The 13,870-nt window shown below is 45.3% G+C and carries 7 protein-coding genes; 1 reads left to right on the top strand and 6 read right to left on the bottom strand.

Going from position 1 to position 13,870, the window contains the following annotated elements; translation table 11 throughout:
* Positions 1–14: 14 nt before the first annotated feature.
* Positions 15–308 (bottom strand): hypothetical protein, encoded by a 294-nt coding sequence (locus tag LVD17_RS13850; protein ID WP_233767647.1) that lies wholly within the window; start codon positions 306–308, stop codon positions 15–17.
* A 367-nt stretch (positions 309–675) separates the two neighbouring features.
* Entirely contained in the window at positions 676–1,359 is a 684-nt protein-coding gene (locus LVD17_RS13845; protein WP_233767645.1) for an RHS repeat-associated core domain-containing protein, read from the bottom strand.
* A 102-nt stretch (positions 1,360–1,461) separates the two neighbouring features.
* Here LVD17_RS13845 and LVD17_RS13840 point away from each other — a divergent pair, with 102 nt between their 5' ends.
* On the top strand, positions 1,462–1,710 hold the full coding sequence (locus LVD17_RS13840) for a hypothetical protein (RefSeq protein WP_233767643.1): 249 nt from the start codon (positions 1,462–1,464) through the stop codon (positions 1,708–1,710).
* A 103-nt stretch (positions 1,711–1,813) separates the two neighbouring features.
* Here LVD17_RS13840 and LVD17_RS13835 read toward each other — a convergent pair whose 3' ends face one another.
* Genes LVD17_RS13835 through LVD17_RS13820 form a run of 4 tightly spaced genes read right to left on the bottom strand, consistent with a single transcriptional unit; the run spans position 1,814 to position 13,584 of the window.
* On the bottom strand, positions 1,814–2,296 hold the full coding sequence (locus tag LVD17_RS13835) for a hypothetical protein (protein WP_233767641.1): 483 nt from the start codon (positions 2,294–2,296) through the stop codon (positions 1,814–1,816).
* A 9-nt stretch (positions 2,297–2,305) separates the two neighbouring features.
* On the bottom strand, positions 2,306–6,262 hold the full coding sequence (locus LVD17_RS13830) for an RHS repeat-associated core domain-containing protein (protein ID WP_233767639.1): 3,957 nt from the start codon (positions 6,260–6,262) through the stop codon (positions 2,306–2,308).
* A 10-nt stretch (positions 6,263–6,272) separates the two neighbouring features.
* Entirely contained in the window at positions 6,273–10,100 is a 3,828-nt protein-coding gene (locus LVD17_RS13825; RefSeq protein ID WP_233767637.1) for a DUF6443 domain-containing protein, read from the bottom strand.
* Positions 10,051–13,584, bottom strand: a complete 3,534-nt coding sequence (locus tag LVD17_RS13820) for a hypothetical protein (protein WP_233767635.1) — start codon at positions 13,582–13,584, stop codon at positions 10,051–10,053. Before LVD17_RS13820 ends, LVD17_RS13825 begins: the two co-directional genes overlap by 50 nt.
* Positions 13,585–13,870: the final 286 nt, after the last annotated feature.

Here is a 13,870-nt window from a genome sequence, read left to right as displayed (position 1 = left end):
AAATTATTCCGGTGCTAGCTAGAGCCTCCCTCTTTCGATGGCTGTTTACAAATATTTTCTTCAAACCATTTGATCCACGCTTGAATATCTTTCAACATCTCATCTTTGGTCGAATAGACAGGTATTTCATAACTATTTACATTACTTTTTATTCCCGTAACTTCTTCAAGATATGTAATTGCCTCTTGTACTTTGTATAGTGATATAGGGTAGTTATCATAAGACAGTTGTACTTCTATTAATGCGTCTTGAAACTTTTCACATGTCTCTATATCACAGTTATCATCAAAGATACTGCATTCGTTCATGAGTAATCGATTGGAATGACACCCTAACAATAGGATGAACATTAAAATTGTAACAAGATATTTAATCCTATAATTTCTCATCCTTATTTATTTTTGGGCAGTCCTTTAGGTCTTCTCTGTTGAACCTTAATCACACCGCTAGTATGTTTATATATAACCGAAGTTTTGGAGCCATCTTTTTCTCTAAAAAACTGCCTTATGTTACTAGTCCCTTGATAAAATTCAGAATCCGTAATCTTTCCATTTGCCGCTCGCTTACCCATTCTAGTATTACCATTTACATCATTTTCTGCACTTACAGCTTTTCTATGAGAAGCATCATATCCTCTGCCTTTTGATTTTTCATGTTGTTCGGCTAACTCATGGATTAGCTTACCTTGGTAGGTTTACTATAATCAATTCCACTACCACCTTCATTAAACTGATCAATATCTGCTATATCTATTTGACTTTTATCAAAATCACCTACCTTAATATCAGCTTCACCAAAAACGACACCTACTTCAGTGTTATTTTCTTTATCGCTAATCCCATCACTTAAATGATTATAAAAAGCTTTGCCTTCATCAGTCATTTTACTAATATCTCCACCACCTTTTGTGGCCACAAGCGACAAACTTAATGTGCCCTTTTTTCCTTTAACATTTGAGAAACGGGCCTTAAACTGTCCCTGCAAGCCTTGATTTATAATACCCTCTAGCAGTTTAAGTTCCTTTTGAGTTACCCCCGAAAATATTTTGTCTCTTCCATCAGGATCAACAAACAAAATAGGATTGTTCAGTGTATAGTTATAAGGACTAACTACATCGTATTTATGAGCCATTGGATCTATCGCATTCCATTTACCAATCTCTGGCATATATATTCTGGCTCCAAAGTCATCCCATCCAAGTCCAAGATCATCTATTCGTTCTTTTCCTGAATATTTATAAACATTATCTTTCGCTGTCACCCTTTGATAGCTATTGAAAGTCAGCCCAAAAGGCCTATAATCATCCTTCTGCACTACATTACTCTCCGTCAGCACCACATTCATATCATCAAAGAACACTTAGTATGCACCTGCACAACTTTTGCCACTTCAAAAACTCCATCAGGGCAATTTAGCACTGCCCTAAGATATATTAATTTTTCTTTCAGTTGAAGTTTTCAGTTGAAGAAAGAAGCCTGGCAAGACCCTACCCAGGTGCTTTCTAAACTGGCCAACGCCCTGGATATAACTACCGATTATTTAATGAGTGGATCTGCCGATGAAGTGGCCGAAGGTAATATTTCTGATAAGGAACTTTTGTCCCTGTATAAAAAGGTAAATAACCTCTCCAATGAAAAGAAAAAGCTTGTTAAAGAGTTCCTGGGTGCCTTTGTCCTGCAATCTGACCTTCAGGAAAAACTAGCGCATTAAAAAAGCCTCGCATTCCTGCAAGGCTTTCTATTTCAGTTTATCACGGAAGTGACTTCCGCGCTAGAGGGGCTTTCAACTCATCATTAATTTGACTTATTAATACCTATGTCTCATAGATAACCTCTCCCTTATCATCAATGGATAGTAAAGTTACTTTCCTAATATCAACATCTATTTGGGTTCGACTAATGATACTTTTAACTTCCTCAGGCAAAACATCTATTGACAAAAGTTGCTTAGGGTAACTAACCAAATGATAGTCTCTATTTAAAAAGTCACCTGGGTAACTTTTATCAAAGGAATACACTCCTCGTTTTGACATCGAGAGAAAATCAGCTAAATACCTTTCTTTATCTTCATTTGTAAGCTTCACAAATTCATGCAACCTAGCATTTACCTGTACTGATTGATCAATTAAGGGTAAGCTTCTAAAATAAGAAGATAGCATATCCGTATCTTCTTTGTATGAAGATACGGAAACAGGAAGCAATCCCCCTCCAGATGCAAAATGAATGATTATACCATTGCTATCAATAGCAAACCAGTCTATATCTATGCTAGGTTGAATTTCTCTTGTATATTCCATAATAATGTTTTACTGCTTAATATTAAATATATCTTGACAATTTTGACAAGGAGTAATAACCTGACCTGTTCGTGGTCTAATAGCAGGAGTAAATTGAATATCTGAAGGCTTATAATATGGATTTTCTAGCAACAATTCATTTCCCGCACGAAATTCCCCACAACAACCAATAGTATTTCCGGCTCTTTTGGTTCCAACTCCACCAAGCTCATTTGCAGCTTTTTCCAATGAAGGAGCTATAATTGTAGGAGGCCCCGCACTTCTTGCTATTTTTGTTGCTCCATTAGGCAAACTAGCTCCAACAACTGTAGCAGGTGCCTGACCTGTTTTTTGCATCGCTGATGCAGTTGTGTTTACTTCCGTTTGTAGACCCTTCATTACATCATCTCCAAACCCAAGTTGACGAGCTAAGCCATCAGTAGCTACTATCAATGCTACATCAAAAACTAATTCACCTGCCTTTTCCGGATCATTAGAAGCTTCTACGAGTGTGTTTTCAACACCACTGGCAACTCCATCCAGAGTTCCTTTCGGATCCTTAAGAAAGCCCTTCACTGCTGCTTCGGCTTGATCAAGTACAGCTACAGGGTCGTCTAAGAACTTTTCAAATGCCTCCCCAGTTCTAACCAAACCGTTACCTATACCATCTGCAAATTTTTGTCCCGCACGCCTGTTATCCTCTGGACAAGGCTTATCACCACATGGCCCTTTTCCTGTTTCTTCCGGCAACATTCCATCAGGATCAATAAACCTAATCGGATTATCAAAGGCATAGTTGTAAGGCGAGTGCCGTCTCATCAGATCAGCCGCAGGATCAACATTTAAAAAGCGGCCTAACACTGGATCATAATGTCTGGCTTTATAATCGTAAACACCCCAATCAAGCCCCGTCTGTAATTCAAATCCGTTAAATTTGAACCTGTTTTCCTTGGCAGTAACTCTCTTAAAGCCTCCGGCTATTTGTAATCCATACGGGTAATAATCACTGGTTTCCAATACGTTGGACTCCGTGACCACCACCTTCATATCGTCAAAGAACACCGGCAATGGACTGTCGCTCTCATTGCTTAGGTAAATATAGGCAAAGCCTGCCTTGTCTACAACTACATCATTCAAGGCCACTAGCTCATGGCTATTGGCAGTTCCTTCTATTTGGGCATGCCCAAATTTGTAAGGGTTCATCTGTTCATCAAACAGGATGTAGTTCAGGTAGGCCGCTGGCCTCGCATCACCTGCATCGTTTCCGCTTACCAACATACCTGCTCCATCTGCCCTGCTAAAGGCATCATAAGTCGATTGCTCGTAAGTATTGCCACCATTTGCGCCTCCAAAAGCCCCGGCTACGGCCATCAGTACAGCATTGCCAGTCTGTAAGCCTCCATAATCTCCGGCTTCATAGTAGCCATACACCTGCATGTCCAGCTCATCGCCCGGGCCTACGGGTATGCTCAAGGCAGCCCCGGCGGAGATTTGGTTGTTTAACCCTATCACTTCATCGTCTCCCGCCACGTTGATGTCGCTATTGGCGGCATCGGCACTGGGAAACTTGACCCGTGTGTTATTTATACCACTGTATAGTTGCTCTTCCTCTGCAGAGGTCTCTGTTTCAAATCGGGCTGGGAAGTCTATTACTTTAGGCTTGGTGGTAAAGGTCAGCCTTGTATTTCCCAAATGGTCGCGCAAATGGTACTGATACTCAAACCCGCCTGTAATCTCATCGATCACCACCCTTCCTTCTTCATGTTGGATCATCGTCAGCTCACCGTCTTCATAGATCAGCTCTCCGAAATATCGGGTGCTTTTTGGTTCTTTGCCTTCCTCATAGACGACCTGTTCCTGTTTTACTCCCGTGGCATCGTAGCGGTAGAGGATGTAGTTATTGGCATCTTTCTCTACCCTTACCGGCAGGTTTAGGTGGTTGTAGGTGATGGTGACGCCTTTGTTCTTGTCCCTGGTCATATTGCCATTGGCATCGTATTCATAGTCGTCGCCCACAGTGTTTTTATCGGCAAAGCCTTCCCAGCCTGCGGCATCACTGACGGCCGTGAGCTGATTGCCGCCTTTGGCATAGCTGTAAGTCAAAGCATCTATAGTGCGCAGGTCTTCTTCTATCGATTGCCGGTTGAGGCTTTGGATGTTGCCGTTCAGGTCATAGTTGATATTATTTACACTATAGCCCCCTTGTGCCGACCCGGTAACCCAGCTTTTGTTGGTCTGGGTATGCCCCTGGGCATATTGAGCCGTTTTGATTCTGTTCATGGCATCGTAGCTGTAGGTGTACAGCTTTTCTTCCGCATCCCCATGGGCTTTCCACTTAATGGCCGATATGTTGCCATTATATTGCGGTTTGTGCGCCAGTGTGTTTTCAGTGGCTACAGCAGTTTTGGTTGTGGATGACACCACATTGCTGTAGGCTGAAAATTCCTGCCCGTTAGTGGCCCTTACGCGATAGTAATAGGTAGTGCCTCCGGTAAGTTTGCTGTCTTTATACTGACCTGCCCCACGAACGGTGGCAGCTACCCTGGCAAAGCCACCGGTTTCGCTTAGCGATCTTTCTATCTCATAGCTTATGGCGGGGTCCTGCGCTGCCCAGGTGATGAGGTTCTTGTCAAAGTCGGTGGCTATGGCCTGTACACCGGCAGGTATTTCAGGAGCCACCATTGCCTCAAAAGATATGGCCGATCCCCTGATCTCCCCGGAAGTATGGTAAATACTTACATCGACCATCAGCGGGCCGGCTGAAGGAACCTCCGAAGTATAGTAGGTAGTATCATTCTTTATGTATTCAATCGAAGTACCTGCCCTTTTGATCCTAAGTATGTCCCCGTCTTTAATATGACCTAGCCCCCTTTGGTTCTGGCCTTTCTCGGCCGCTACCAGACCATTAGTGCTACTGATTTTAAAGGCATAATCGATATTGCTGGTGGCATCGGTACTGTTTCCGGTGAGGCCGAAATAGCGCTCATGGCCGGTGGCATAGACGATAAACTCTGCCCACCCGTCTGTACCAGCCGGCAGTATTTCCACGGAAGTGGCCCCGCCATTGTCCGTGCCCCAGCCTGCGATTTTGCGCAAAGTATTATCCGCCAGTATCTCTACACCTGTAAGGTCGGTCCAGGTCACCGGAAAGCCTTCCCTTGCTGTGCTGCTTGTGGTCACGGTCAGGGCATTGCTGTAGGAGGAGTTGCCTCCTGGGTTATAGGCGTACACTCGATAAGTATAGCTGACAGCTCCTGCCACGGTGCCATCAGTGTAGCTGGTGGTGTTGGAAGGCAGGTTGGCTACCTGCTCGTAAGTGCCGGTGCCACTTTGTCTTTCTATTATAAACCCTGTTTCATCACTGGCATTATCTGCCCATTGCAGGCCTGCACTGTTTGATGTTACCGTTGTGCTTTGCAGGGCCGTTGGGGCATTGGGTGCTTCCACATGGGCTGCTCCAAAGTTGAGCGTCCCGTTCCTGATCTCACCATTGCTATGGTAGAGGGATACATCCACCCTCAGGGTGGTGGTAGATGGCACCTGGGAGGTATGGAAGGTGGAGCCGTCCCTTTTATATTCAATGGTGGTACCGGTACGCTCCACCCTTAATACTTCTCCGGCGCTTATGCTCCCGAAGCCTCCGCGGGAGACCCCGCTCTCCTGGACCACTATAGTGTTGATGCTGCTGATCTTGATGGCATAATCCATGTTTTTGGCGGCATCCACATTATTTTGGGTCAGGCCGAAGTAGCGTTCGTAGCCGGTGGGATAGACGGTAAACTCCGCCCATCCATCAGTGCCTGCCTGGAGTATTTCTGCGGAGGCTGCGCCACCATTATCGGTTCCCCAGCCAGCGGTTTTGAGCAGCGTGTTGTCAGGCTGAATCTCTACACCCACCAGGTCGGTCCAGGTGATGGGGTTCTGGCCATAGCTGTTATAACCGGTGAACAGCAGGAATATAAGTATGTATTTATTAAGGTTGTTCATGTCTTATTTTTTAATTCTCTACAGATACGCCATCAAGCAGATTGTTATACATCAGTTCCATACCAAACAGGTCTGTATTGGCATCATTAACGTTCACCCCGGCCTCTTCCAGCAGGGTGCTGTTGTTTACGCTTTGCAGCCATCCGCGGATGTTGTACCGGTAGTCTATGGACTGGTGAGGTGTACTGTTCTCGACGTGCAGGTTCTTCTCAATCAGTTCGCCCAACTCGTTGTATTGATTTTCGGCCAGCAGTACTTCCTCCTGTTCCTCATTGTTTTTGGTAAGCTTATGATACCCCCTCAGCAACCGGCCTGCATGGTCGTATTCATACCGCCTGTCTATCCGCAATGATTCATTTTGCCCTTTTGGATAGTAAGCCGATGTTGATAATACCCTTCCTGCAAAATCATAGGTGGTGGCATGGTTACTCAAAAGGTCTTCCGATTTGGTAACTGACAGGGTCACCCGGTATTTGTTGTCGTAGTAGGTGGCGGTAAGTACCCAGGGAGCATTGACACCAGTACCTTTTATTTTGCTGCCGGTAACCAGGCCCTTTACCCGTTTAAAGTAGGCTGAGGATGCCCTGTAGTCAAACTCCCCGCCGAACTCCGCCAGGTCCACAAATGAATAGTCGTCATAGTAGGTTGCCGTAAGGTAGGCATGGTTTTCCGCTACTGCCGGGTATGTGTTATTGGTATACCCGTGTACGGCAGTGCCGCGTTGCTCATACAGCACGTTCATGGCAGCCACTTCGGTCCGAAGCTGACCTGTCGTTTTTGCGCCCATATCTGTAATACCGGTCAAAACGGGCCGGTCGAGCTGGTCGTATTTGGTAAAAGCCCATTCATTCTTCCCGTCTGCACGTTGCTCTCCATCCTGCGTAAGCACCAGCCTGTCGCGAACATCGTAAACCATGTACACCCAATCGGCACCGGGCACCCTTTTCGCGATCATGCGTTGGCGGGCATCATATTTATACTGGAAAGCCCACTGGATCAGAAGGTCGTCATTGAGCGCACTACCTTCACTGATCGCTTTGCAGGCCATAGGTGGCAAAACAAATCTCAGATTGCCAAAGTCATCATAGATGTAGTAGGTATCCGCCCATGCTTCGGTCTGACCATTTTCATGGGCCTGTACCTTTTTCAGGATGGTTTTACCTTCCTTATCTGTATACTCGATCACCTTGTGTTTTTGCTCATCGGTGGTAACAATCTTGAAGAGCATGTTTTCGGCGTAGTATACTTTGGCTCCATTGATGTCTTTATACACCGGCTCATCATTCACAACGCGCCAGAGCAGCACTTCACCTGCCGCATTGCTCCATCTTGCGTTATGGATGCCTTTGTTACTGATCGTACCGGCCTCTCCTGTCCAGCTTTCTCCGGGCGCATGCTGCGTATTGGCACGTTGGGTAGGTGCCCGCTCTATTTCCGTAAATGCAAAAGGATAATATGAGCCTGCTACCGTCGCGGGCGAACCTGCATTGTAAAAGTCATGCTGGTCTGTATAAGGCAGGTTTTTTACATTACCGTCATTTGCCGAAGATTTGTAGGGCAGGTACGCCCGTGGCATATTGCCTGCGGCGTCATACTCCTGGGGCATTACAAGGTCAGTTTTCTGCGGTGTCGCCTGCTTATCCACCACTTGGATAGTCCGCCCCAGTCCGTCAAGGTACTGGGTGTTTTCTGCCACCTGGGCTATGTCATTTACATCGGTTACATTCTCCTTCAGGTAGGTGAAAGTCCTCACATAGTTGGGGTTGGTGATGGTTTTGCTGAGGTGCGGCTGGAGGTCGTATACTTCTACTGAGCTGCTGCCCACTTCACAGTTGTCGGAGTTGAGCGCCTTCAGTATGTATTTTCCCGGTTCGGTAACTGTTCTCGTTCCAGCTTCATTGTCGATCCCCTGATCCAGCCAGTAGTAATAAAATCCCGATAAACTATTGTTGGGCATCAGCCTGTATTCTGTATTAGAGATCTTGTCTACCAGGGGTACATTGGGCTGATAATAGTCTACAGGATAAGTCTGTATGGTAACGCTGCTTTCGTTGGTGCAGTTGTCGTCTGAGCGGGTATGCAAGGTAAATGTTTCTGTTTCCTGAATATTAACGGTCAATTCAGGCTCGCTGCCCACCGTTTCATTGGAGCTGTTTTCCCAATATACAACACTTGCCCCGGCAACATTGGCATTTAACGTAACCTGGCTACCCGGACATGCATATTGAGGGGCATCAATTATCTCAGCAGCAGGCACCACTTTGGGATTGGCTGTAACCAGTCTGGTATTTTCATCGAGGTTCCAGCAAAGGGTAAGGTTGTGTCGTGCCCTGAGGTAGTATTGCTTTCTGGCATCTGATTCCAGTACGGTGATCTGCTCACGGGTATCCGTGGTTTCAGTTCCCGTAGCAGATGTTTGCCAGTAGTAGGTATATTTTCCTGAAGACTGGGGCATACTTATTACAGACTGCCCGCATTGATTGTCAACCGTAGCACTGGCGACTTCCGGTCTGTCGTATACGTTGAAGGATACCGGGGATGCTGATAGCCTAAGTATTTGACCATTACAGCTTCCCGTATATTTTATCTTTCTAATAAATGATATACTCTTGTTTTCAGCATCCACGGGTAAATTCGCCGGCACATACAGATCAGGATTCGTTTGTCCTGAAATAATATAAGTTCCCGAATTGGTCGATATATACCATTCGTATCCCTCAAGGATACCTATACCACTGGTTATTCTGGCTGCACTTATGCTCTCAATATGACGGCCATTCGCCATGAACTCATTTAAGGAGCAGTAATTTCCACCACCACTTATTTCCCCGGGATCAACCGATGGGATAGTTGGGGCATGCACCGGCACAGTAGGAGTTTTCTCTTCAAAACACCTATATGGGTATTTGGTAGTGATTTTAGCATAGTAACTTCCTGGAGGAACAGCAATAGATCTCCCCGTACCGACCTTGTCATTCGTACTTGCATTATACCACTCTGCCTGAAACAAAAACTTATCGGCATCTTCAGCCGACATTAGATATAGCGTATATGTACCTCCGCATGCAGTACCTCCACGTAGTCCGGATATATCCGGGTAATATCTTTGTGCAGTCCTTCCAGTTGAGCGGGCACTCCACAGTCCGGTTTCAGTATCGTATGCCTGAAGATAAAATGTATTGGTAATATTGGATGGAGTAATCTCAATTTGAGTCTCAAAACCTCTGTTTATATTCTTATTTTCCGTACCTATTTGCCAGTACCAACGGATAGTGGATGATTCCGGAGAGCCATATCCGCGCTTCATATAATGCTTCATATCACCATTGCACTGCTCTAACTGCTCAGGCTGATACGGCACCTTCGGAGGTTGTATAATATCTATTTCCTTTTGCCCGGAGGCAATTCCTCCATTCAAATAACCCGTAGCAATAATCTTTCCTTTATCTCCCGTCCCCCATTTAACTGTTACCTCTTTACTATTTTGTGAAATTTTGGTACCACCGGTAACGTCCCATGTTCCAACAGTTCCATCGTGAACCCAGTATCTGGCAGTTGTGCCCGGCATCAGCTTCCATGATTTATCAGAATAAATCGCAAAGGTATAGGTCTCTCCACCTCCGCCTCCGGGGTCTCCTCCACCTCCGTCGTCAATAGGTGGGGCGGCTGTTTCCTGTGCATGGGCGAGTGTACACATTACTAACAGGGAGCATACAAGGCAATATTTTATATAGCTTAATATTTTCATGATTATTTCAGAATTCACATTAATGGTAGAGATCGATAATTTACTGGCCGGCATAGTGGTATTCATACTTCTGTATTGGCCTGTGTTCATGATCGGCAACACCAATCAGCCTTCCCAGGCCATCGTATGTGTAGTAAGAGGAGAGGTTATTGGCATCCGTTTTGGATAGAAGGCCTACACCCAGGTCGTAGGTATAGGTGGTCATTAAAGCTCCCGCCGGGTATACCCTGATCTCATCCAGGCGTGTTCCCGCACTGCTGATACTTCTGCTAAAATCGAGCTCACCACTAAATATCCAGGCCGAGCCATCCCAGTACCAGTAGCTCATTTTCAGGTTGCCCGTGCTGGCAGGGTTAAATGAAGCCGGTATGGAAAAACTTCCGCTGTTATGGTAGCGCTGTCCTGTTTTGGCATTTGCAGCATCAAGAAAGCCTGTTTCCTCAAAACTGGTATGGTATACCTGCTCTGCAGTAGCGTTCTTCACCTCTGCAATAGGCTCGGTCTGGTTATATCCCCAAAGGTATGCGGCCTCCCTGTCTCCCTTTTGCTCGATTTGCTCTATGCGGTGCGTCTGAGGGTTGTAAATAATTGAAGTTTCCAGTTCATGATCTGTCAGGTCAATCTGCGCAGGGTGATGGGTCAATGGCGGCTTCAGGGTATTGGACTGGTATCGGTGTACTTCCTGAGGCTGTCCGTAATCATTATAGTCAATAACCTGGCCTTCTACCTGGTTACCGTTAATCACCTTCTCTGTTTTTACAGGAACCCCTACTATATGTTTGTCCTTAAGGGTCTGCAACCCCGGAACAGTATAGTCATCCGGATACCTAATGTAGGTCTCACTGATATCCTTCTGCTCACCTATCTCACCTGATCTTTCTGTTTTTGTGTAGGTCAGTTGTAAATGCTCGGGATTATCATACTGGTAGTAGGTAATCTTTACGATCGGGTTGGCCCCGTTATCATCATAAAACGTCTCGGTGGAATAATCAAGGTAATGCCACCATGAAATATTGCCGTATTCCATGGCATTGATATTGTCAAGCTGGTAATGTAATACAATGGTCTGTCCTGCCGGAACATCGTGACAGGGAGAGGTCCATACCCGCCTCCACCTATTGTCAGAGTTAAAGGCTATACATCGCCACCCTCTTGTTCCTGTATGCAGCATATGATCATGATTGGTTATACACACATATCCATATATGCTTCTATCTGTACCATCACATGTAATGGTTAACTCCTTTTCGTGGCATATACCTTCTACTTTCTTCTTTGCTATTAACGCCGGAACTTCTACATAATGCCTGCTATCCTGCTCATAGTTGTTATGTTTCTCATAGAGTATCACAGGAATTTGATCACCGATCATTTTAAACTTCCTTGAAATCTTCAGAAGGCCGTGGTTCCACCCTATATTGGTATAGGGAGTACCCATAATGATATCTCCTTTCACCCTCCTGTTCTGGTTATTATGCTGGATGATAAACTTCTGTTCCTCACCGCCATACTCAAAATTCTCCCCATGGCTTACCGTAACATATTCGTAGGCAATATGCCCTGTACCGTTGGCATACAGGTCCTTCAGGCTGTTTGAATAAAGCATGGCCCCTCTACAGGTAACCTCGCAGGGATATTCATCGCACACAACACTTTCAGTAGCGGTGTAATAGGTGTTTTTAGGGTCAACGGATAGTTCGCCGGATGATTCACTTAATGAAGCTAAGGCCGCGTAATGAAATACCTTTACTTCTTCATGATTGGCACCAGGATCATAATTTGTGATCTTTTTTACCCGAAGCCCGCCTACGTTAATATTAGCCTCTACCTCATAAGATTTTTGGTCATTATAGGTCAGTGTAATACCTCCCGCAGTACATTCGCCAACTACCGTTACTTTTAATTCGTACTTTTTATTCGGAAGAAAAATCAGGTATTTATCAAACCCTTTACAAGGGATGCCGATAATAGGGTGCCCATCAGCATCAATCATGGGCGTATTATTCGTAACATTAGTAATCCAAAACAGGGCCTTGGCTTTCAAAGTATCACAACCTAGGTTAGGGTCTGCGAGACGCGGATCATAACTGGCTCCTCCTACAACGCGAATTCTCTGCTGATTGGGCATGAATATAGTTTCCGTAACCGTGTTTTTCCCTATTTCTCCCGGGCCCCCCATGGTTTTCAGTTCGATATTTACCGGAGTTTCATCAGTTACGGTTTTCTTGCTGTAAACTGTGTTTTGTTCATAGCTATACTCCGTGTAGCCTCCGGTCGGATAAGTGATTTTCTTAAGGATGCCTTTCTGGGTGGCAGCAGGGTTCACACCGCGGTCTCCTCCCCGGTCATCAAACAGGTCAGGCCTTAGGTTATCTTTCGGGAACAGGTACTCATTATCTGCTCCGTTAAAATACCCCCAATGGTCCTGGGAGTATGACAAACGGGCCGGCAAAGCATCTTTATCATGGTACTCAAAAGTGTACCGTTTGACCTGATCAAGCGGGTTCGGGCTTACCTCATCCACCCCCATCAAAAACAATCTCGGGTTAATGGAATATTCATAGTCAAATTTAAAAGTCTTTAGCAGTGCCCCTCCGGGCTTGTTCACCTCGATGCGATCAAGCTCGTAGTCCCCTGCAAGGTCAGCTCTTGGATTGGGAGAGTAAAAATTAACACTTCCATAGTTTGGCGAAGAAATACCCGATAGCCTCACCGCCTTCATCAGAAAACGCGATTCACAACGGTTGATAGATTCTCCGGGACAATGGCCCTGGGTACATCCCTCTATGCCGGTATTAATCCTAAGGGTTTGTGTTACACCCCCGGTGTAGCTGTATCCATAGGAGGTATATGTAAAGTTGATTTCCTCGCCGGTGGGATGAAGGATCCTGGTAAGGTAGAAAGCTGTCTCTTCCGGCAGGCTATACTCTTTTCCACAACCTGGACTGTTGGCTGAGGTTATGGTCAGTTCTGTTGCATTGGCCCCTCCGAAAAAGTATTGCACGCCATCAGTGGTAGTTACCTTAAACTCACCAGCTTCTTCATTGGGGTTTATTGTCCTTTCGATTTTTATGTTTTGATGGGGCATAACATGTACCACCCCCTCCCGGTCATAAATAAATTTTCCTGTATACCCCATAAAGTTGAATGCAAACAGATCGGGTTCGGTATCTATTTCACCATCCATGGCCTGCCTGAGATACTCAACCGTTTGTACATTGTTCTGAGCAATGTTGTCGGGGTAAGCCGGTGGTGCACTATCATCTGCCCGGCCTTTTACAATCCGGGTGATTACGCCGCCTGCGTTTAGCGACCAGCTGAGACCCACCCAGGAAGCTACCTGATCTACCTTGATACCATCAGAGTGGTAGCTCAGGGAAATGGGCACATTGATGTAGGTAGTGGAGTAATTATAAAGGGGCACATCAATACCTGGCACTCCGCTGGAAGCCACCGGGGGCATAAGGCCATACTTTCCAAGCTCCGCTGCTGTAGGTGCGGGAGGCAGGAATTCGGTATAAGCTGTTTCCTCCTGGGCCCTTAACGAACCACAAAAGGCAACAGATAAAGCCATAATACAGACTAAAATTCGAACCATAGACATGTTAATTGGATAAAAATAAATTGATTTATTCACAAAAATACGCATCAAGAATAATATAATTATTTTATAAATAAAAATTTAACATAAATAAATTAGATTACAATTTATTCATGATCAATTAGATAATCCCGGGTATGCAAAAAGACACCTCAACTTTTGTGTATTGCATAACAGGGGTCTTACGGTAACAGTAGTAACTTTTGTAAGAACTTGTAAACAAAAGCGTTAAAAACAGGCCGGTGGGGCTCCGACACGG

The sequence above is a fragment of the Fulvivirga ulvae genome (assembly GCF_021389975.1).
GTDB lineage: Bacteria > Bacteroidota > Bacteroidia > Cytophagales > Cyclobacteriaceae > Fulvivirga > Fulvivirga ulvae.
This window is presented reverse-complemented; position numbering and strand designations above follow the sequence as displayed.

Bases quoted from the DNA above. Each gene is read 5' to 3' on its own strand.
- LVD17_RS13850 (WP_233767647.1), bottom strand. From the start codon at position 308: ATGAACGAATGCAGTATCTTTGATGATAACTGTGATATAGAGACATGT.
- LVD17_RS13835 (WP_233767641.1), bottom strand. From the start codon at position 2,296: ATGGAATATACAAGAGAAATTCAACCTAGCATAGATATAGACTGGTTT.
- LVD17_RS13830 (WP_233767639.1), bottom strand. From the start codon at position 6,262: ATGAACAACCTTAATAAATACATACTTATATTCCTGCTGTTCACCGGT.
- LVD17_RS13825 (WP_233767637.1), bottom strand. From the start codon at position 10,100: ATGAACACAGGCCAATACAGAAGTATGAATACCACTATGCCGGCCAGT.
- LVD17_RS13820 (WP_233767635.1), bottom strand. From the start codon at position 13,584: ATGGCTTTATCTGTTGCCTTTTGTGGTTCGTTAAGGGCCCAGGAGGAA.